The 22,700-nt window shown below is 23.4% G+C and carries 21 protein-coding genes, 1 other RNA gene and 1 pseudogene; 18 read left to right on the top strand and 5 right to left on the bottom strand.

Annotation, left to right across the window (positions count from 1 at the left end; translation table 11 throughout):
* Positions 1-195 precede the first annotated feature (195 nt).
* From fliF to RJX12_RS00345, 12 genes and pseudogenes are all read left to right on the top strand, one after another.
* On the top strand, positions 196-1,950 hold the full coding sequence (fliF, locus tag RJX12_RS00290) for a flagellar basal-body MS-ring/collar protein FliF (RefSeq protein ID WP_343192219.1): 1,755 nt from the start codon (positions 196-198) through the stop codon (positions 1,948-1,950).
* Positions 1,950-2,951: a FliG C-terminal domain-containing protein gene (locus RJX12_RS00295; protein WP_343192220.1), complete on the top strand. Its 1,002-nt coding sequence runs from the start codon at positions 1,950-1,952 to the stop codon at positions 2,949-2,951. The genes fliF and RJX12_RS00295 overlap by 1 nt, the downstream gene beginning before the upstream one ends.
* Positions 2,944-3,648, top strand: a complete 705-nt coding sequence (locus RJX12_RS00300; RefSeq protein ID WP_343192221.1) for a flagellar assembly protein FliH — start codon at positions 2,944-2,946, stop codon at positions 3,646-3,648. Before RJX12_RS00295 ends, RJX12_RS00300 begins: the two co-directional genes overlap by 8 nt.
* The gene (locus tag RJX12_RS00305) at positions 3,645-5,009 is read left to right on the top strand and encodes a FliI/YscN family ATPase (RefSeq protein WP_343192222.1); all 1,365 of its coding nucleotides are present in this window, start codon (positions 3,645-3,647) and stop codon (positions 5,007-5,009) included. The genes RJX12_RS00300 and RJX12_RS00305 overlap by 4 nt, the downstream gene beginning before the upstream one ends.
* Positions 5,010-5,105: 96 nt before the next feature.
* Entirely contained in the window at positions 5,106-5,489 is a 384-nt protein-coding gene (locus RJX12_RS00310; protein WP_343192223.1) for a flagellar FliJ family protein, read from the top strand.
* A gap of 438 nt (positions 5,490-5,927) precedes the next feature.
* Positions 5,928-6,674, top strand: a complete 747-nt coding sequence (locus tag RJX12_RS00315; RefSeq protein ID WP_343192224.1) for a hypothetical protein — start codon at positions 5,928-5,930, stop codon at positions 6,672-6,674.
* 129 nt (positions 6,675-6,803) lie between these two features.
* Entirely contained in the window at positions 6,804-7,784 is a 981-nt protein-coding gene (locus tag RJX12_RS00320; RefSeq protein ID WP_343192225.1) for a FliM/FliN family flagellar motor switch protein, read from the top strand.
* Between the two features lie 40 nt (positions 7,785-7,824).
* Positions 7,825-8,655 carry a flagellar motor switch protein FliN gene (fliN, locus tag RJX12_RS00325; protein WP_343192226.1) on the top strand — a complete coding sequence of 277 codons (831 nt, stop codon included), beginning with the start codon at positions 7,825-7,827 and terminating at the stop codon, positions 8,653-8,655.
* Positions 8,656-8,661: 6 nt separating this feature from the next.
* Positions 8,662-8,982, top strand: a pseudogene (locus RJX12_RS00330) (flagellar biosynthetic protein FliO); the annotation flags it as partial.
* Between the two features lie 93 nt (positions 8,983-9,075).
* A complete protein-coding gene (gene fliP / locus RJX12_RS00335; protein WP_343192401.1) occupies positions 9,076-9,807 on the top strand; it encodes a flagellar type III secretion system pore protein FliP in 732 nt (243 codons plus the stop codon).
* A gap of 59 nt (positions 9,808-9,866) precedes the next feature.
* Positions 9,867-10,136 (top strand): flagellar biosynthesis protein FliQ, encoded by a 270-nt coding sequence (gene fliQ / locus RJX12_RS00340; RefSeq protein WP_343192227.1) that lies wholly within the window; start codon positions 9,867-9,869, stop codon positions 10,134-10,136.
* The gene (locus RJX12_RS00345; RefSeq protein ID WP_343192228.1) at positions 10,136-10,915 is read left to right on the top strand and encodes a flagellar biosynthetic protein FliR; all 780 of its coding nucleotides are present in this window, start codon (positions 10,136-10,138) and stop codon (positions 10,913-10,915) included. The genes fliQ and RJX12_RS00345 overlap by 1 nt, the downstream gene beginning before the upstream one ends.
* Before the next feature lie 175 nt (positions 10,916-11,090).
* On the opposite strand, the gene rpmG is transcribed toward RJX12_RS00345, so the two are convergent.
* The 3 genes from rpmG to ppa form a co-directional block, all read right to left on the bottom strand.
* A complete protein-coding gene (rpmG, locus tag RJX12_RS00350; RefSeq protein ID WP_343192229.1) occupies positions 11,091-11,258 on the bottom strand; it encodes a 50S ribosomal protein L33 in 168 nt (55 codons plus the stop codon).
* Positions 11,231-11,494 carry a 50S ribosomal protein L28 gene (gene rpmB / locus RJX12_RS00355; RefSeq protein WP_343192230.1) on the bottom strand — a complete coding sequence of 88 codons (264 nt, stop codon included), beginning with the start codon at positions 11,492-11,494 and terminating at the stop codon, positions 11,231-11,233. Before rpmB ends, rpmG begins: the two co-directional genes overlap by 28 nt.
* Before the next feature lie 63 nt (positions 11,495-11,557).
* Positions 11,558-12,079 carry an inorganic diphosphatase gene (ppa, locus tag RJX12_RS00360; RefSeq protein WP_343192231.1) on the bottom strand — a complete coding sequence of 174 codons (522 nt, stop codon included), beginning with the start codon at positions 12,077-12,079 and terminating at the stop codon, positions 11,558-11,560.
* Positions 12,080-12,382: 303 nt separating this feature from the next.
* Here ppa and pmbA point away from each other — a divergent pair, with 303 nt between their 5' ends.
* On the top strand, positions 12,383-13,738 hold the full coding sequence (pmbA, locus tag RJX12_RS00365) for a metalloprotease PmbA (RefSeq protein WP_343192232.1): 1,356 nt from the start codon (positions 12,383-12,385) through the stop codon (positions 13,736-13,738).
* A 46-nt stretch (positions 13,739-13,784) separates the two neighbouring features.
* Here pmbA and rnpB read toward each other — a convergent pair.
* Positions 13,785-14,194, bottom strand: an RNA gene (gene rnpB, locus RJX12_RS00370) — RNase P RNA component class A.
* 601 nt (positions 14,195-14,795) lie between these two features.
* Here rnpB and RJX12_RS00375 point away from each other — a divergent pair.
* From RJX12_RS00375 to dapE, 4 genes are all read left to right on the top strand, one after another.
* Complete coding sequence (locus RJX12_RS00375) at positions 14,796-16,025, top strand: beta-ketoacyl synthase N-terminal-like domain-containing protein (RefSeq protein WP_343192233.1); 1,230 nt, start codon at positions 14,796-14,798, stop codon at positions 16,023-16,025.
* 160 nt (positions 16,026-16,185) lie between these two features.
* Complete coding sequence (tal, locus tag RJX12_RS00380; RefSeq protein WP_343192234.1) at positions 16,186-17,136, top strand: transaldolase; 951 nt, start codon at positions 16,186-16,188, stop codon at positions 17,134-17,136.
* 109 nt (positions 17,137-17,245) lie between these two features.
* Positions 17,246-19,243 (top strand): transketolase, encoded by a 1,998-nt coding sequence (tkt, locus tag RJX12_RS00385; protein ID WP_343192236.1) that lies wholly within the window; start codon positions 17,246-17,248, stop codon positions 19,241-19,243.
* Between the two features lie 134 nt (positions 19,244-19,377).
* The gene (dapE, locus tag RJX12_RS00390; protein ID WP_343192237.1) at positions 19,378-20,514 is read left to right on the top strand and encodes a succinyl-diaminopimelate desuccinylase; all 1,137 of its coding nucleotides are present in this window, start codon (positions 19,378-19,380) and stop codon (positions 20,512-20,514) included.
* Between the two features lie 232 nt (positions 20,515-20,746).
* On the opposite strand, the gene dapA is transcribed toward dapE, so the two are convergent.
* Entirely contained in the window at positions 20,747-21,661 is a 915-nt protein-coding gene (dapA, locus tag RJX12_RS00395) for a 4-hydroxy-tetrahydrodipicolinate synthase (protein WP_343192239.1), read from the bottom strand.
* A gap of 446 nt (positions 21,662-22,107) precedes the next feature.
* Here dapA and bcp point away from each other — a divergent pair, with 446 nt between their 5' ends.
* Positions 22,108-22,572, top strand: a complete 465-nt coding sequence (gene bcp / locus RJX12_RS00400; RefSeq protein WP_343192240.1) for a thioredoxin-dependent thiol peroxidase — start codon at positions 22,108-22,110, stop codon at positions 22,570-22,572.
* The last annotated feature ends 128 nt before the right edge of the window (positions 22,573-22,700 follow it).

The raw sequence follows: 22,700 nt of genomic DNA on the forward strand, positions 1-22,700 counted from the left end.
TTATTAAAATATATAATAGCATATTTTAAAATATTACATAAAAAAAATTTTATTAACATAAATATTTTTTTGTTTTTAATTAAAAAATAATATTAACAGTAATTGATCATGACAATATTTTGTTAATTACATAAAATCATTAATTTGATTTTACTACTGATAGCTTATAATATTGTTATCGGACAGGATAATTGTATGAATTTTAAAGTCAAAAATAAAATAGATTCACATTTGAATAATCAGAAAACTTTTTTTAATTTTTTTAATCGATTTAATTTTAGTCTAAAAAGTATTTTAATATTGTTAGTACTAATTTTTTTTATTATATCCTTATTTTTATCATGTTCTAAAACACAAAAATATAGTGTATTATATGACAATTTATCTATCCAAGATAAAAATACTATAGTATCTCATTTATCTAAAATGAAAATTCCTTACCAATTTAACGATCATTCTGGTGCATTATTAGTTCCTGATAATACAATAAATGATATTCGTTTTAAATTAACTGAATATGGGTTGCCTAGAGGATCTAGTATTGGTTTTGAATTGTTAGATAAAGAAAAATTTGGTACTAGTCAATTTAATGAGCAAATTAATTATCAAAGAGCTTTGGAAGGTGAATTAGCTAGGACGATAGAAAAATTAAATTCGATACGTACTGCTACAGTACATTTAGCTTTACCTAAGTCTTCTGTTTTTATTAGAGATAAAAAAGTACCTACAGCATCACTGGTTTTAGAATTACAGACAGGAAAATATTTAGATAAAAACCAAGTTAATTCTATTTTACAATTTGTTTCTAATAGTGTATCAGGATTAATGTTAGAGAATATTACTATTATTGATCAATTTGGAACATTATTAAATCCTAAACATTTTTTTGATGGTGAATTTAATGAAATGCGTTTCAAATATTCTGAAGAATTAGAGAATCGGTATAAAAAACGTATTGAGGATATTTTAACACCTGTAGTAGGTAAAGGTAATGTTCATGCACAAGTAACTGCACAGATAAATTTTAATCACCAGGATAAAATGGAAGAACATTATCAACCAAATTATATGCATTTTCAACAATCTATTAGGTCTCGTCAAAGCACTCATAATTCAGATATAGGTGATCAACATTTCAATGTATCAATTCCTCATAATTTATCTCATTCATTTTCTCATGATTTAAATAAAATTGATAAAGATGTTCCATATGTAAATCGACCATCAGATAGAGATGTTTATTTTCCTAATGATACTAAAATACATAGTGATGATACTGTCAATTACGAATTAGATCGAATTGTCACTCGTACTCAATGTCAAGTTGGTGAAATACAAAGATTATCAGTAGCTGTAGTAGTAAATTATATGAAGGATAAATTGGGTAATTTTGTTCCACTTTCAGAAAATCAAATTAAAGGAATAGAAAATTTAACTCGTCAATCTATCGGATATTCTGAACATAGAGAAGATAGTGTGAATGTAGTTAATGCTTTGTTTGTCAATAATTCAGATGTATTAGATTCAAAAAATATCAATGTATCAGGTAAAAATGTATTAAACTTATCACCTAAAATAAAAAAAATACAAATAAATGATATTACTTCGAATAGTAATACGAACGAGTGGACATTAGTAAAAGATTATCTTATTCATAAATTTAATAATTTATTTAAATATTTTTCATACTATTTGTTAATATTATTCATGATTATTTTAATACAATATATTGTATTTAAAATGTATATAAAGAAAAAAAGATTTTCATGTTTAAATAATCAACAAGAAGACAATAAAATTGAACAAAAAAAAGAAAACAATAAGTATATAGTTGACAAAAATATTAATTTTAATTCTGATTCTGGTAAAAATACTGTAAATATAAATTCTAAAACAGATATGAATAAAATAGAAATGATTATAAAAAAATGGATGAGCGATAGAACATGATGAACAATAGTATTAATGGTATTAAGAAAAGTGCAATTTTATTAATGTTAATAGGTACCGAGAATGCAGTTTTAATATTAAAAAAAATAAAAATTTCAGAAATTAATAGATTAGTTGAATATATGATAAATTTTGATTGTATTTCCAATACAGAAATTGATTTGGTTTTAAAAGAATGCGCAGATTTTTTTAGTCCAGTAGTACTAAATATTCAGAATAATTATCATGATTATATATTTTCTATTCTTCATCAAGTATTTGGAGAAGAGGTTGCTAATAACTTAATAGAAGATGTTATTGATGAAATGAAAATTCGTTCTGGTATTGATCAATTTAATAATATAGATTGTATTCAATTATTTTCTTTAATTTGTAATGAACACATTCAAGTCGTTACTGCGATTATGATGCATATGCAAGAACGTCAATTAGTTAAATTATTAACTTTTTTTTCTGAAAAACAACGTTCAGAAATAATTTTTAGAATGGTTCAATTTAGCGGATTAAAAAAAAGAGGTAAAAAGGAATTATTAAAAATAATCAATGATATACTAAACAATTGCAGAATTTCTCTTCATAATTTAATGGGTACAAAAAAAATAGTTGATATTATAGATTTAATGCATATTGAAGATAAAAAAACATTAATTAATAATTTATCAAAATTTGATACAGATATAACAGAAAATATTTTAGATAAAATTTTTTTATTTGAGAATATTATAGATATAGATGATAAATATATTTTTAGTTTATTACAAGAGATAGATTTAAATAAAATATGTATAGCTTTAAGAAATACAAATAAGACATTACAAGATAAATTCATTAAAAATATTGAAAAAAAACATGTAAATTATTTACGTCAAGAATTGTTAAAAAATACGAATGTATCAGATATGGAAATTAAAAAAGCTAGAAAACATATAGTAAAAATAATTATTCATTTATTGAAGAATGGCATAATTTTTATGCGAGAAGGTAAAAGTAATCATGTCTAATATTACATCTAATAAAATATGGAAAAAATGGTATCCTGACGAGTTAAAATCTGAGTTTAATATTAGCACTGTTAAACCTATAGTAAATCAAAAAAAAATGTTATATCAACTTAAAAAAAATAAGTCTCAGAGAGATCCTTCTAATAAAAAAGAGATTAATAATCTATCAAAAAACAAAGATTATAGTATAGCATATAATGAAGGTTTAAAGAAAGGTGAAGAAATAGGTTATAAAATTGGAATAGAACAAATGTTGTCTAATAATAATAAAAATCATTATAATGAACAAAATAAAATAAATTCTATTTTATCAAATTTTGAATCAGAATTGAATGCCATAGATGATGTTATCGTGCCGAAATTAGTACAATTAGTTTTAAAAGTAACAGCAAAAATAATAGGAGAGACACATTTAATTAAGGAATCAATGATATTAAATAAAATTAAAGAAATATTAAAAACGAAATGTATAATTTGTGATAAACCGAAATTAATAATTAATCCAAATGATAAAAATTTAGTTGAAAAACATTTTAAAAAAATTTTTAATACATATGGATGGAAGATTATTTGCAATAAAGATATACATTCGGGTGGATGTAAAATAGAATCAGAAGGTGGCAATGTAGATTCTACTCTGACTACTTATTGGCGTGAGTTATGTAAATTATCTTTATTGAATGAGAATTATTCATGAATTCAAGATTAAAAAAATGGATTAAAAAATTAAATGATTTTGAAAAAAAAATACATTTTTTTCCTGAAAATTTTATTTTTGGTTATGTAGTGGGTGTAAATGGTAGCATATTAGAAGTAAGTGGATTAAATGTACCTATAGGTTCAATATGTTTTGTAGAAACTATAATTTGTGGACAAGTTATAGAGATAGATTGTGAGGTTATTAGTTTTAAAAAAAATAAATTATTATTAATTATGTTTGAACAAACGATTGGTATACAACCATATTCAAGAGTATTTTTAAAGTCATATAATAAAAAAATGATTCATATAGGTAAACCTATGCCTATAGGTGATCAATTATTAGGCAGAGTCATAGATAATTTAGGTCGTCCTTTAGATGGATTATCTCGCTTAAATTTAGAAGAATATTCATTTTTACAATTTAAAAAAATAAATCCTTTATATCGTCAACCAATTACTGAAGTATTAGATACTGGAATTAAATCTATAAATGCATTATTAACTATAGGTAAGGGGCAAAGAATTGGCCTATTTTCTAGTTCAGGATTAGGAAAAAGTGTTTTATTAGGAATGATAGCCAGATATACTAAAGTTGATATTATTATTGTTGCATTGATAGGAGAACGCGGTAGAGAAATAAATGATTTTATTAACAATATACTTGGAAAGGAAGGATTATCACGTTCTGTAATTATTGCTGTACCTTCTAATTATTCTGCTATATCGCAGGTGCAAGGTGCACTTTATGCTACATATATTGCCGAATATTTTCGTAACAAAAAATATCATGTATTATTGATTATGGATTCTTTAACACGTTATGCAATGGCACATAGAGAAATTGCTTTATCTATTGGTGAATTACCAGCTATAAAAGGTTTTCCCCCATCTGTTTTTTCTAAATTATCGCATTTAGTTGAGCATGCTGGTAATGGACTTAATGATATTGGTTCCATGTCAGCTATTTATACAGTTTTGACAGAGATAAATATAGACAATGATCCAATTTCAGAAGTTACGCGATCTTTTTTAGATGGACATATAGTTTTATCTAAATTATACGCTGATTCCGGTCATTATCCTGCTATTGATATTGAAACATCAATTAGTCGTTTAACGACCAGTTTAGTAAATTCTACATATTATTTTAAAATACGTGATTTTAAGAGATTAATATCTGTTTATCAAAGTAATAAAGAGTTAATTAATATTGGTGCATATGTTGCAGGGAATAATCTAATTTTAGATAAAGCCATTAAACTCTGGTCTAAAATAGAAAATTTTTTAATTCAAGATATTAATTCTTCTTTCAATTATATTGATTCTTGTCAAGCATTATTAGAAATTTTAGATTAAATTAATCTATATAGGAAAAAATATGGTATGGAATAAACGAGTAGTTAATATATTAATATTATTAGAAAAAAAAAAATAGAATGTTTTTTAAAAGATTTGAATACTATTTCTTTACAAGAAAAGCGTATATTTGATAAGTTAAATTTATTAAATAGTTATTATATGGATTATAAAAAATTATTAAATCATAATTTGAAATTTGGTATCTTCGGCAGTAAATTAAAAAATTATGTTAATTTTATTGAAGTGTTATCAATTGGTATAAAAAAACAAAATGAAATATATAAACAATATCAAGAAAAGTTATATTATATGCGTTGTAATTGGAAAAAATATAATAGCAAATTAAAAATGTGGCGTATTTTAAAAAAAATGTTGGAACAAAAAATGTTACAGAGAAAATTAGTTTTAGAACAAATGTATGTAGATGAATTAACTTGTGTAAAATCATGCATAAATAAAGAGGTGAATAATTTTTGAAAATACACTATTTTAGGAATACACAAGATCGTATTACTCAGTACTTAGAAAAAATTCATACACAAAAGAGTACTACTATAATACGTTCATTTAATTTTTTTTTAATAAATATTTACAGATAAATAGAATAAAAAATAAAAATAATTTTAATTTATTAAAATCTTATAATGTCGTCGATTTATTTTTACAACGTATAAAGAATTTTAATAAATCACTGGTTTTATTAAATACAAAAAAAATAATATTGTTGCATAAAAAAGAAAAAATAAATATTTTATTTAATAAGTTACATCGAAAAAATTTGATTCTAAATCATAAAAATGGCACTTTGAATAATTTAGAGTTATATTCAAATACTATTAATTTCTTTAAGACTATTTTTTTTTTAATTTTTTTGAAAAGTATAAAAACGTATCGTCTTTTATTACAATGAAATTAATGAAAAATAATGAATCTTGTATTGGAGAAATTATAGATAATTTCAAAGAAGACATAAATAATTTTTTTAGTGTTTTTATGTTGGATAAATATATTAATAACATTCGTTATCTATATAACAATGGTGATATTTTTATTTTTGATATTAAAATGAAGGATAATATTTTATTATCATTAATTCATATATCACATCATGTAAACTTTAATATGAAAAATTTTTCAGATTTCTTGTTTATTAAAAATAGAATAAGTAATGATGAAAACACAATATATATGAAATTAAGTTCTTATAGTAATAAAAATATTTTAATGTGGAAACGATTAGTAGATGTATCGCCTGTAAATAATAATTATAATATAATGTATGATAACGTTTTACATATACTATTGAATCAAAAATATTTAGGTGAATTATTTTTAACATTAAAAATAAATTTTATAAAAAAAATAGCTAAAATTTATTTAATATCTAAAAACAGTCAAATGTTTACTATTTTTAAATCATCAATTAATAATTTAAAAGAAATTTTTGATAAAAATCATATTACATTATCAGCATGTTTCGTTAATAATAAAAGTATATATCAAAATATCCATATGTTAGAGTTGCAGAATGTGTATTCTAAAATATTATACTCTAGTTTTATTTTTAAAAAACATATTAAAGGGTATTTTTTTAATAAAATAAATTTTACCTATGTACACAACAATTTTTTTCCTGCTCATAAAATAGATATATATATTTAATATATAATATAAAATAATTAATAAAAGTATTTATATTATATCTCTATAATAATAGAAGTATTATGTCTGATAATATATATCTTTATTCTGTTAATTTGTGAAATTGTTTTTTGATTTAGAGAGTCTCATATGAAAACTAATATTAATGTTTTAAATTCTATTGATATTATTAATAAAAAAATAAAAGATGATAAAAATCGATTAGAAATATTTCAAAAAAATTATTTATATCGTTTAGACATAAATAAATATTATCATTTAATTAAATTAGATTTAAATTTATTAAATAAGATAAATAGTAGTTTTTTAAAATTTTTTTGTTCAGATATATCTATGTTTTTAAATTTAGAAAATATTAAGATTACATTATCTAATACTATAATTCAGACATATAGTAAATATATATCTCAATTTAAAAGGCCAATTAGTGTTAATTTAATAGAATTAAATTCTAATAAAGATATTTTTCTAATTATTTTTTCAGATAATTTTTTATCTATGATAATAGATAATTTATTTGGGGGAAGTGAATTAAAAAAAATAACAAACAATTATAGACATGTTGGTGTTACACCATATGAACGACGAATTATAAAAAAAATAGTAAAAATATTACTTTTAGGATATCAAAAAGCTTATCAAGAAACATTTCCTGTTAATATGAAATATATTCAATCACATGTAGAATCAGATTTTCATAAATTATCTTTTGCGAATCATATGTTTATTATTACATCTTTTGATATAACTATAGGATATTTTAAAAGTACATTTAATATCTTATTGCCTATATTTACTATTAATGAATTAAAAAAGTTACCATATTACATAGATATTAATAAATCGAAGATATATAAAGATAAAGAAAAAAATGATTTATTTAATAATGTTAATTATATATATTTAACGTTAATTGCAAAATTAACTAAAATTTGTTTACCGTTAAATAAAGTATTAAACTTAAAAATAGGAGATGTTTTACCTATTAATAAACCTAATCATGGTATTGTTTACGTTGATACTGTTCCTATATTTTTAGGAGAATGTACTATAGTTGATAATAAGTATGCTTGTTGTATTAGAAGTGTGGTTAAATTAACTCGTAAATAATGATTTAAATTAGTAAAATTCAATAGATGGAAATTAATATATGTCTAACAATGAAAAGTTAAAAAATAAAGCAGATATTAAATTAATAAAAGACAATAATGTTAATAATCATATAAGTACTAATGTTAATAATCATATAAGTACTAATGTTAATAATAATATAAATACTGATATTAATAATAATATACAGACTAATGTTGATAATGATTTAAATGCTGATGTTAATAATGATTTAAATGCTAATGTTAATAATGATGTAAATGCTGATGTTGATAATAATTTAAATGCTGATGTTGATAATAATTTAAATGCTAATGTTAATAATGATTTAAATGCTAATGTTAATAATGATTTAAATGCTAATGTTAATAATGATTTAAATGCTGATGTTGATAATAATTTAAATGCTGTTGTTAATAATGATTTAAATGCTAATGTTGGTAATAATTTAAATGCTGTTGTTAATAATGATTTAAATGCTAATGTTAATAATGATTTAAATGCTGATGTCGGTAATGATATAAATACTGATGTTGATAATGATTTAAATGCTGATGTTAATAAAATAAAAAAGTTTGTTAACATAGATAATTCAAGTAGTACCACATTATTAAATGGAATTAATCATATTTTTGATATATCCGTTAATGTTACAGTACAATTAGGGAAAGTAAAAATTAAGATAGCAGATTTATTGAATTTGTCTTCTGGATCAATATTAATATTAGATAAATATATTGGTGATTCTTTAGATATTTTTGTAAATGATTCATTAATAGCTAAAGGTGAAATAGTAGTAGAAAAAGATAAATATGGAATACGTATTACTAATATTATGGATTGTTTAAACAATGTAAATTATCAGAGTTAATAATTAATGAAAAATGATATCATACAACCTATATCTGTTATATTATCCAATGCAATTTCTAATAAGACATTAACTCAAGCTAGTTATTCATTGATACATATAATTCTATTAATTTTGTTTTTAAGTTGGTTAACGAAAAAATTATTTTTAATAAAAAAAATTGAATTAAATAATTTAATTAAAATTAGATCTAGAATTTCAATTGGTTCGCACGAAAGTATTTTAATAGTAGATGTACCAAACAATATTAGATTAATTGTTGGTGTAACAAAAAATAATATTTCTACTCTACATACTTTAACTGATATTAAAAAAAAAAATATTAGTAATAATAAACAATTACATTCAAATGTTATATTACAAAAAATAAATTTTAAAAAAAATTTTTTTTTAGTATTAAAAAAAATAAGTTCTTTGCGTATGTATTTATTGTTTTTTTTATGTTTATTTTCGCCTACAGTTTATTCAGCAACATCATCAGATATTATGGGTAGTACATTGTTACAACAAGTAGGAAAAGAATGGTCATTTTCTATTCAAGCATTGCTGTTTATTAGTGCTTTAACATTTTTACCAGCTATATTATTAATGATGACTAGTTTTACGCGAATTATTATCGTATTTGGTTTGGTGAGAAATGCATTAGGGACACCTTATGCTCCTTCTAATCAAATTTTAGTAGGATTAGCATTATTTTTAACATTTTTTATTATGTCTCCTATTTGTGATACTATATATAATACAGCTTATTTACCTTTTAGTCGAGATGAAATTAGTATGTCAGTGGCAATAGAGAAAGGTATCTGTCCTCTAAAAAAATTTATGATTAATCAAACGCGTGAGTCAGATTTAAAATTATTTTCTACTTTAGATAAAGCTTCATCTTTTACTAATAAAGATGATATTCCTATGAGGATCGTATTACCATCTTTTGTTACTAGTGAATTAAAAACGGCTTTTCAAATTGGATGTACTATTTTTATTCCATTTGTGATTATTGATTTAGTTATCGCAAGTGTTTTAATGTCATTAGGTATGATGATGGTACCGCCTTCTTCTATATCGTTACCTTTTAAGTTGATGTTGTTTGTTTTAGTAGATGGATGGCAATTACTCATTACTTCTTTAGCTCAAAGTTTTTTTGTTAATTAATATATAATATTTTATTTAATATTTTTAACATTCACGTTTCATTTATTTTTGAGATTAATATGACAATCGAATATATAATGACACTTTTTCATGAAGCAATGAAAGTAGGTTTAATGATTTCTGCTCCTATATTATTATCTGTTTTATTAACTGGTTTAATAATTAGTGTATTACAAGCTGCTATGCAGGTAAATGAACAAACGTTATCTTTCATTCCAAAAATTATTTCTGTTTTAGTTACGATTATTATATTAGGTCCATGGATGTTAGGTGTAATGTTAGATTATATAAAAACCATATTTTATAATTTACCTATGGTTGTTAACTAATGAATATTCTATATAGCTCTAATGTTTCGTTGTTTATTTTATATTTTTTGTTTCCTTTTGCTCGTATATTATCATTTATTGCAACTGTTCCTTTATTTGAAAATAGATTTATAGGATATAAAATAAAATTTATTTTATCAGTGGTAATAACTTATTTAATTATTCCTTTTATACCAACATTAGAGATAATTTCATTATCATATATCAGCATTGTTATATTAATACAACAAATATTAATTGGAACAATGTTGGGATTAACAATACAATGGATTTTATCAATAGGTCAAATAGCAGGAGAAATAGTAGGATTACAAATGGGTTTATCTTTTTCTACTATATTTGATAGTACTAGCAGAACTAATGTATCTATAATATCTCGTTTTTTTTATATATTATTTTCTGCATTGTTAATGTCATGTAATATACATATTTGGATAATATTGATATTAGTATATACTTTTTATACAATACCTATTAGTCAAATAACATTAAATTCCATTGTATTTATAGATATAGTCAAGTTTTTTAGTATAATTTTTAGTTATGGTATGATGTTAATTTTGCCAATTATGGTAATTTTATTAATATTAAATGGAGTAATGAGTATATTTAATCGCATTGTATCTCAGATTTCTTTTTTTTCAATAGGATTACCTATTACTTTGTTAACTGGTATGTTTATGTTGTATATGTTGTTAGTTAATTGTGGTCCTTATTTAAAAAATTTATCACAGTTCTTAATGTTATTTTTTATGACTATCTTGAGTACATTAAAATAAATAATATAACATTATTAATTTGAATTTTTTAAAAGTTTATTTTTTTAATTACTTATTTTTTATATAATTTATGTTAATGTTATTTCAATAATAAAGAACAGACCTTAATTAACTAATTAATTAGAGTCTGGTCTTCTTATTAAGTATTTTAAAGTAATAATTAATTGTTAGGTAATTATTTTATTTTATTTTCTTGATATAATACACGTTTTTGAAGAATAGGATCATATTTCTTTAATTTTAATTTGTTAGATGTATTACGTTTATTCTTAGTTGTGGTATAGAAATGTCCTGTGCCAGCAGAAGAAGTTAATTTTATTTTTTCTCTATTGTTTTTTGCCATATTTTATCTCGATTTTTTTTATTAATTTCTTGTAAAACTGTATATATTCCTTTTTTATCAATTAAGCGCATACCTTTTGTAGATACACGTAAAATTATAAATCTTTTTTCTTCAGGAATCCAAAAACGATGAAAATGTAAATTAGGTAAAAATTTTCTTTTAGTGGCATTCATTGCGTGTGATCTATAATTTCCGACCATTATTTTTTTTCCTGTAATTTGACAAATTTTAGACATATTTTATCTCATTTGATTAAAAAAATGATTTGAATTTAAGTATAAATAATATGATTAATTAAATTAGTATCTTTTAATACTATGTATTATTTCCTTCTTAGCATATTCTATATTTTCCCATCCGATAATTTTTACCCATTTGTTTTTTTCTATTTTTTTATAGTGTTTAAAAAAATGAAAAATTTGATCACGCAGTAAATTTGGTAAATCACATATGTCTTTGTATTTATCATACATTGAATAAATTTTAGAATGTGGTAATGCAATAATTTTTACATCTTCTCCAGATTCATCACTCATTTTTAACAATCCAATCGGTCTAGATCTTATTACTGAACCTGGTTGAATTGGATAAGGAGTATGAACTAGAGCGTCTAATGGATCACCGTCATTAGATAAGGTATAATTAATGTATCCATAATTACATGGATAGAACATAGGAGTTAACATAAATCTATCAACAAATAAAGCACCTGTTTTTTTTTCTATTTCATATTTTATTGGATTAGAATGAGATGAAATTTCAACAATAATATTAATATCTTCTGGAGGATTAATACCTGATGGTATTTTATTTAATGACATAAAGTTATATTCCTAATTATGTTAAATATAGTAAAGAAATAATAAGTATATAATATAGTTAAATGTATATGAATAATAATTTATTAATTGTATTCTATTTTTTATTAATTATAATATTAATGGTATTATTAGTAAATAATAGAGTTTTTTAAAATGTGAGTTATATAAATATGTATTAATTAATAATATAAATAATACTGTAATAGTATGATTTTAATATATTTATATATTTATGTGTTTTATTTTTATTAAATTAATGTATTATGATTAGCATTATTTTTTTTAATTTAGTAAGGGTTTATAATGTATGAAGTTAGAGATGTTTTTTTAGAAGAAAGAAAGTTAAAAGATATAGCAATAACGTGTATAGAATTAGCAAAAAATCAAGTAGATAGTATTGAAGTAAAAATTAAAAAAACTCAAGGTATGAATGTTACTGTACGCAAAGGTATAGCAGAATATATAGAATTTAGTAATGATAGTATTTTGTTTCTTACAGTATATAAAAAAAATTGTAAAGGATCTGCTTCTTCAACAAATTTTAGAACTGATGTTATAAAAAAAACTTTACAAGCAGCAATTACCATTGCTGAAAATACATCAATAGATTGTTATGCAGGATTACCACATATAAAAAATTTAGCTATTGATGATAAAATTATTGACTTGAATTTATTACACCCTAAATATATTAATTTAAATCATGCATTTGAATTAGCGTTATTAGCAGAAAATGCAGCTTTTAAATTTGATTCACGAATTGTTAATTCTGAAGGAGTATCTTTTAGTAGTGCTTTATCAACTATAGTTTGTTGTAATAGTATTGGTTTATTACAAGGATATAGTACTAGTTTATATTCTTTATCATGTGGAAGTATTGCTCAATCACATAATATTATGCAAAGAGATTACTCATATTCTATTGCAAGAAAAATAGATGATTTAAACCCAGCACAATCAATAGGAGAAGAAAGTGCCAAACGTAGTATAGCACGTCTATATCCTAAAAAAATAAATTCAATTAAATCACCTGTTATTTTTTCTTCTGAAGTATCTCCTAGTTTTTTTTATCATTTTGCAAATGCTATTAATGGTTACAATGTTAATAATAAATCTACATTTTTATTAAATGAGTTAAATAATTATATTTTTCCAAAATTTTTAAGTATTTCAGATAATCCACATATCAAAAAAGGATTAGGTTCTAAACCTTTTGATAATGAAGGCGTGTATACAAGGACTCAATTAATTGTTAATCAAGGGAAATTAATTAGTTGGCTATTGGATTCTTATACAGCTATAAAATTAGGTTTAAATACTACAGGACATTCTGGAGGTATCCATAATTTATTAATTCAAGATCATTTAAGTAATAATGTAAATTTTATAAATTTATTAAAATATATGAATACAGGATTACTAGTGACTGAGTTAATGGGAGATGGAGTTAATATTACTACTGGAGATTATTCAAGAGGTATATTCGGTTTTTGGATAGAGAATGGAGTAGTACAATATTCTGTAAGTGAAGTGACTATATCTGGTAATCTTAAACAAATGTTTCAAGATATCATAAAAATTAGTAATGATATTAATATCAATAGCTGTATAAAGTGTGGTTCTTTATTATTATCTAATATGCAAATTTCTGGTTTATAAAAAATTTTTATAATTTAATGAATTTGATATTTTGCATTTTTTTGTTAGATGAAGCTGACCTATAAGCCGGATTCTGTTTTTGACAATCATTTATCTAGACTAATAATCACTTATTAGTTCAAGCAGCCTACCCAGGTTTTAGTATGGGCCGTACTTTTATTTATTATTTTATTAACCTTTATTTGGCTTTGCTCCAGATGGAGTTTACACGGCCGAAACTGTTACCAGTTTCGCGGTATGCTCTTACCATACCTTTTCATCCTTACCTAATATTTTAATAATATATATATGTTTATTTGGCGGTTTTTTTCTGTTGCACTAGTCGTAAGATTTCTCTTCCCAGGTGTTACCTGGCATCTTTGCCCTATGGAGTCCGGACTTTCCTCTTCTACATATTTTTTTTTATAATAAAATGTATATTTTAAATTTATGAGCAGCGATTGTCTGGTCAGCTTCAAAGTTATATTACATTATTTTTATAATAATGTCACCATCTAACGCAATAGAAAATAATAATTATTTGTTTTGTATGTGTTTTTAAATATATTTAATTATTTTTTAGTAATAAATAAATTAATTTTTTATATGTATTAATGAATTTTAATACTATATATTTAGTATTATATAGATTGATTTACATACATAGGTGTAATTTTATATTATGTACGAAAAATGATATAATTTATTATAGTAAAAATTAATTTTTTTTATAGTATATTTTTTAAATGATTTTAACAATATAAAGTAAATAAACATTAAATGAAAAATAGTTAATATAAGTTAATAATTTATTTTTATAATTTATATTATATATAATATGTTATTCATTTTTTATAAGATGAAATAATATACAACTATTGATTAGTGAATATAAAGTTTTTTTTATTAAAAAATAAATTGATAACTATTATATGACGATAATCATATATTAGAAAAAATATTTTTGTTATAAATTAAATTGATAAGGTAATTTTTTTTAGTTTTTAAAAAATTTAAGAAAAAAATAATTTTTTTATATTGTTATATTTGATCACTTTGTATTGTTATGGTTAATAAATTGAAAAGAGTTGTTATAACTGGATTAGGAATTATTTCTAGTATTGGAAATAATAAAAATGAAGTATTATATTGTTTAAAAAATGGAAAATCAGGTATATCTTTTTCTCAAAAAATGAAAAATATGGGTTTACGTAGTCATATATGGGGAAACATAAAATTAAATACCAAACATTTAATTAATTATAGAATGATGCGTTTTATGAATGATGCATCTATTTATGCATATTTGTCTATGTTAGAAGCGGTAAAAGATGCTTTTCTATCTCCTGAAATATATACTAATAACATACGTATAGGTTTAATAGTGGGGTCAGCAGGAGGTTCTCCTAAAAATCAGATCTCTGGGATAGATTCTATAAGAAGTTCACGTGGTTTGAAATCAGTAAGTCCATATATTATATTAAAAACCATGTCTTCTAGCGTTTCAGCATGTTTATCAACAATATTTAATATTTGCGGGGTAAGTTATTCTATTAGTTCAGCATGTTCGTCTTCTGCTAATTGTATTGGTAATGCTTTTGAATTAATTCAGTTAGGTAAACAGGACATTATTTTTACTGGAGGGGCTGAAGAATTAAATTGGGAATTAGCATATCAGTTTGATGCAATAGGAGCATTATCAACTCATTATAATATTTCACCAGAAACAGCATCTCGTGCTTTTGATATTGATAGGGATGGATTTGTGATTTCAGGAGGAGCTGGTATATTAGTAATTGAAGAATTATTTCATGCATTATCTCGCGGTGCTAATATATATGGAGAAATTATTGGATATGGATCGAGTTCTAATGGATTTCATATGGTTACTCCTTCTAAAAAAGGATCTATTCATTCTATGGTATTAGCATTAAATGAAGCAAAAACATCAATTGATTATGTAAATGTACATGCTACTTCGACTCAATTAGGAGATGTTGAAGAAATTCAAGCTATTTATGAAGTATTTGGTAAAAATAAGGTGCCTTATATATCAGCAACTAAATCTATGACAGGACATTCTTTAGGAGCATCTGGTGTTCATGAAATAATTTATAGTTTATTAATGATGAAATATAATTTTATTGCACCAAGTATTAACATAGTTAGATTGGATCCTAACATTAAGGATGTATCCATTATTACTAAAACATTTTATACTTCCATAAAAACGATTATGTCTAATAATTTTGGTTTTGGGGGAGTAAATGTAACTTTAATTATAAAAAAATATTTTAGTGAATGTTAACATGCTATTAAATAACAAAAGTATAATATATTTATTGAGTATTTTTTATGTTTTATTTGTGTATTTTATATATTAAATTAATTATTTATGGAAATGTGTTATATCATTATAAGAAATATTAAAATATAAAATATATAAAATTTATTAAGGAAGTATGTAGATGAATCAATTAGAAGCTTTAAAAAAAATGACTACAGTTGTTATAGATAGTGGAGATGTGGAGTCTATTTTGAAATACAAATCTCAAGATGCTACCACGAATCCAAGTTTAGTACTTCAAGCTATGTCGCTAAAAATTTATCAAACACTATTAGATGAAGCAATTAGTTATGCTAGAAAAATTGGTGGAAATCATAAAAAAAAGGTAGAAAATGCCATTTATAAAATTATGGTTTCTCTTGGAATTAATATTTTAGAGAATATATCAGGACAAGTTTCTATTGAAGTAGATGCTCGTAATTCTTTTGATAAAGAAGCTTCTATTAAACAAGCAAATAAATTAATTAATATGTTTGAAACCAAAGGAGTAAATAGGTCTAGAATTTTAATTAAATTAGCAGCAACTTGGGAAGGAATTAAAGCTGCTGAAGAATTAGAAAAAAATAATATTCATTGTAATTTAACGCTTTTATTTTCTTTTGCTCAAGCTAAAGCATGTGCAGAATCCAATGTATATCTTATTTCTCCTTTTGTTGGAAGAATTTATGATTGGTATAATAAGAACACTTTTATAAATGATTATTCATGTGATACAGATCCTGGTGTAATAGCAGTACGTAAGATATATTATTATTATAAAGAATATAATTATTCTACAATAATTATGGGAGCTAGTTTTCGTAGAAAAGAACAAATTTTAGCTTTAGCAGGATGTGATCGTTTAACTATATCACCTGTATTTTTAGAAGAATTAAAATCTAGTACTGATTTTTTTGAACGTAAATTATTTTGTATAAAAAAAAGTAATAAATTACCTGAAAAAATACGAAAATCAGATTTTAATTGGTTTCATAATCAAGATGCTATGGCAGTAGATCAATTATCTGATGGAATTCGAAGATTTGGAGCTGATCAAATTAAATTAGAGAAAATAATATCAAGTAGATTGTAATAAATATATATAAATAATAAATCTTGAATTGATATATTATTTATAGTAATGATTATTATTACGTTCATAATATTTAAGTATTAATTAATTTTATAATAAGGATGTAAATATGTATTCAAATAGTGATTTATCAAATGCTATTAGATGTTTAAGTATAGATGCTATTCAACGTGCTAATTCAGGACATCCAGGTATGCCTATGGGAATGGCAGATATTGCTATGGTATTGTGGAGACAGTTTTTAAAACATAATCCTAAAAATCCTTTATGGGATAATAGAGATCGTTTTATATTATCTAATGGGCATGGATCGATGTTGTTATATAGTATTTTGCATCTTACCGGTTATGATTTATCTATTAATGATTTAAAAAATTTTAGACAATTAAATTCTAAAACTCCAGGTCATCCAGAAATAGGATGTACTCCTGGGATTGAAATTACAACAGGACCATTAGGTCAAGGTTTGGCTGCAGCTGTAGGAATGGCTATTGCTGAACGTAGTTTAGGTTCTTATTTTAATAGATATGGTTATAATATAATAGATCATTATACATGGGTATTTATTGGTGATGGATGCTTAATGGAAGGTATTTCACATGAAGTGTGTTCGTTGGCAGGTACTTTTGGTTTAGGTAAACTTATTGTTTTTTATGATAGAAATGGAATTTCTATAGATGGTAATACTAATGATTGGTTTAATGATGATACTTCAGTACGTTTTCAATCATATTATTGGCATGTAGTTAATAATGTAGATGGACATAATATAGAATCTATAAAAAATGCTATTATAGAGTCTAAAAGTGTTATAGATAAGCCATCCATTATTATTTGTGATACAGTGATTGGTTTTGGTTCTCCTAATAAATCTGGTAAATCAGAATCTCATGGTTCTCCGTTAGGTAATGAAGAAGTTTTATTAACGAAAAAAAAATTAAATTGGTTATACAAACCATTTTATATTCCTGAAGAAATATATAGTCAATGGGATGCAAGTATTGTTGGTGAAAAGTTAGAAAAACAATGGAAGAAAGAGTTTAAAAGATATGAAATACGTTATCCTGTTTTAGCAGAAGAATATAGACGAAGAATGAATAAAAAGTTACCTAGTATTTGGGATAGAGAGATGGAAAAATTTATTCAACTCTTACAAAAATCTCCTCAGACTATAGCAACTAGACAAGCATCACAAAATACATTAGAACTAATAGGAAGTTTATTAAATGAATTAATAGGTGGATCAGCTGATCTTTCTCCTAGTAATTTAACTATATGGTCAGGTTCTAAATCAATTAAAAATGATTTTTCAGGTAATTATATACATTATGGAGTTAGAGAATTTGGAATGACAGCTATTTCTAATGGAATTTCTCATCATGGAGGATTTATTCCATATAGTGCTACTTTTTTAATATTTGTTGAATATGCAAAAAATGCTGTTCGTATGGCTGCGTTAATGAAAACTCAACAGATTTTAATTTATACACATGATTCTATTGGATTAGGTGAAGATGGACCTACTCATCAACCTATAGAACAGTTATCTTGTTTACGTTTTACTCCTAATTTAAGTGTTTGGAGACCTAGTGATCAAGTAGAAACAGCAATTGCATGGAAATATGCGATAGAAAGACAACAAGGACCAACAGCATTAATTTTGTCTCGTCAAAATGTACCTCAATTGTTTAGGACTAATATTCAGTTAATAGATGTTAAAAGAGGCGGGTATATATTGAATCAAGATTCTGAATGTCCTGAAATTATTATTATTTCTACTGGTTCTGAGCTAAAAATTGCAGTAGAAGTAGCTAAAGCGTTAAATTGTAGTGGTCACATGATTAGAGTAGTTTCTATGCCTTCTACTGATGTATTTGATCAACAAAATTTGTCATACAGAGAAAGTGTATTGCCTCCTTTATTAATTAAACGTGTTGCAATTGAAGCTGGAATTACAGATTTCTGGTATAAATATGTTGGTTTAAATGGATTAATTATAGGTATGAATTCATTTGGTGAATCTGCTCCAGCTAAGCAATTATATGATAAATTTGGTTTTAATGTTCAAGATATTGTAAGAAAAATAAAATTACATTTTTCTTTGTAACTTATGTTAAAAAAAATTAATATAAATTATGTATATATAAATTAATACTACAAAATTATTTTTGTTTAAAATGATAGTACAAAAAATATATACTATGTTTTTTATTTATAAAGTAAGTATGAAAGGGTATATTTATGTGTTGTCCTATTTTAAATTTAGCCAAACAATTAATTGAAATACCATCTATTAGTCCATTAGATTTAGGTTGTCAAAAAATTATAACTCAACGTTTATCTGATATAGGTTTTACAGTAGAAGAAATGAATTTCAAAGATACTCATAATTTATGGGCAACAAGAGGTGTAGGAAGAAATTTAACTTTTTTAGGGCATACTGATGTAGTGGATCCTGGAAAATTAAGTGATTGGAATACAAAACCTTTTGTTCCAGTAGTAAATGATGGTATATTATTTGGCAGAGGATCTGCTGATATGAAAGGTGCTTTAGCAGCTATGATAGTAGCTGTTGAAAGATTTATTAGAGATTATCCTAAATATAATGGAAAAATATCCTTTTTAATTACTTCAGATGAAGAGTCACATGCTATTAATGGTACTAAACATGTAGTGGAAGAATTACAATTAAGAAATGAAAAAATTGATTATTGTTTAGTTGGAGAACCGTCTAGTTCTAAAATATTAGGTGATACCATTAAGAATGGTAGAAGAGGTTCTATAACTGCGGACTTAGTAGTTTATGGAAAACAAGGACATGTTGCGTATCCTCATTTAGCTAATAATTCTATACATATTATTGTTCCATTTCTTTCATCATTACTTTTGACAAATTGGAGTAATGGGAATGTTTTTTTTCCACCTACTAGTTTACAAATTATAAATATTACAACAGGGAATAGTGTTAATAATATGATTCCAGGAGAAATTAATATAAAATTTAATTTTCGTTTTGGGAATGATGTTACTGTTGAGATAATTAAAGATCTAGTAGATAAAATATTATCTAATTTTTTGTTAAAATATTCTATTAATTGGACTGTTTCAGCTCAACCATTTTTGACAAAAACAGGTAATTTCATAGAAGTAGTAAAAAATGTAATAAAAGATGTTATAAAAATTCCTACTAAAATTGTTACTACAGGAGGTACATCTGATGGTCGTTTTGTGTCTGTTATGGGATCTCAAATAATTGAATTAGGTTTGATCAATAAAACGATTCATCAAGTTAATGAACATATTTCTATTGTTGATTTACAATTATTATGTAAAATATATGAATATATTATAAAAAAAATAATGATTGACAATCATTAAATCATTGATTTTTTTATACGTTTTAAGACTATATTTTCAGAGTACCAAAATGATACTCTGTGATTTGTTGGTTATATAATATAAATGGATATATAAATTAATTAATGAATGCATTAGATTTAATTTGTTTTAAAAAGTTCTATTTTTATAGATTAAAAGATAATTAATTATTTTTTATGATATATTTGATCTTTTTTGTAAAAAGTAAAATACGTATTGTTATATTAGTAAATTATTTTTTTTTTATATATTTTTCTTGCATATTATTTGGGTATAATCCGATATCTTTTAAAATTTTTGTTAATATCATTTGTGTGTAAGGAGATAATGGTGTCATAGGAAGTCTTAATGTGTCAGAGGAAATTAATCCTATTTTTTTTGCTGCCCATTTTACAGGAATTGGATTTGGTTCATTAAAAAGTATTTTATGTAAAATCATTAAACGTTGATTAATAATGCGAGCATTATAGAAATCTTTTTTTAAAGCTAAATTACATAGTTCTGTCATTTCCTTGGCTGCAATATTTGCTGTTACGGATATTACTCCATTTCCTCCTAATTGCATAAAATCTAAAGCAGTTGTATCATCTCCGCTAATAAATATAAAATCATTTTTAACAAATTGTTTAATTAAATGAATTCTTGATAGATCACCAGTCGCTTCTTTTATACCTATAATATTTTTTAATTTTGCTAATTTAGTAACAGTTTTAGGTAATAGATCACATCCAGTTCTAGTTGGGACATTATAAAGAATTTGTGGTAATTCACTACTTTCAGAAATTGCTTTAAAATGTTGATAAAGTCCAGTTTGGGTGGGTTTATTATAATAAGGAGTAACAGTTAAACAAGCAATAATACCTGATTTTTCAAATCTTTTAGTTAGTGAGATACCTTCTGCAGTAGCATTAGATCCTGTACCAGCAATAATAGGAATTCTTCCATCAGCTAAATCGAGTGTTATCATGACTACATTACTATGTTCTTCTTGATTGAGCGTTGCAGATTCTCCAGTTGTTCCTACAGAAACAATCGCTGATGTGCCATTTTTAATATGGTAATTGATTAATTTTTTTAAACTTTTTTGACAAATTTTTCCTTTTTCATCCATTGGTGTAATTAGTGCAACAATACTTCCTTTAAGCATTTTTTTTCTCTCATAAAAATAGTAACATTTTATAAATATGTGAAGTGTAGTTTATTAAATTATAGGATAAATTGACGTTTTATTAGGTAAAATTTTTAAGACTATATTAGTTATATAATATAATTGATTTTTTGTATAATTATTATATGTTGTTCAATAATTTATTCTTTATAATATTTAATCAATGTATTTTCTATGTTAGTTGATTTAAATAAGATATTATCTTATTTTGTATTAAAATTAAACTAACATATTTTGTATATAATTTATTTTGTTAAATTTAATTTTGATATTATCTATAAAATGAATATTCATTCAACAATTTTATGATGTATAATAAAAATATTTAAAATGTTAAATTATGTTATATTTAATAGTTTTAAACTATATATATTTTAGAAAATATTATAAATTTATATTGACAAAAATCAATATGGAGTTAAGTAATGACAATATTACGCCCTGGAGATTATGCTCCTAGATTTATATTACCTGATCAAGATAATCAATTAGTAAAATTATTAGATTATATTGGGAAAAGAGTTTTAATTTATTTTTATCCAAAAGCTATGACTCCCAATTGTACTATACAAGCTGGTAATTTAAGAGATAACATAGAAAGTTTTAATACAGCTAATATTGAAATTTTAGGAATTAGTATTGATACACCAGATAAACTACTAAAATTTTCTGAAAAAGAAATGTTAAATTTTACTTTGTTATCAGATAAAGAACACAAAGTAAGTGAACAGTTTGGTATTTGGGGTAAAAAAAAATTTATGGGAAAAGTTTATTATGGAGTACATCGTACTACTTTTTTAATTGATTCAGTAGGAAAAATAGAAAAAATCTTTAGTAGTTTTCAAGCTAATACTCATCACTTAATAGTTTTGAAATATATTGAAATGTAGATGTATGAAATAATCTTTATTTAGTTAATATAATTTATCAATATTATAAAGTATTATATAACTCATTTATTTCATATAATAAGGATAGATTGTGATTGTTTATTTTTATATTAGTAGTATCGTGCTAC

Source organism: Buchnera aphidicola (Formosaphis micheliae), from assembly GCF_039403185.1.
GTDB classification, from domain to species: Bacteria; Pseudomonadota; Gammaproteobacteria; order Enterobacterales; family Enterobacteriaceae; genus Buchnera_C; species Buchnera_C aphidicola_B.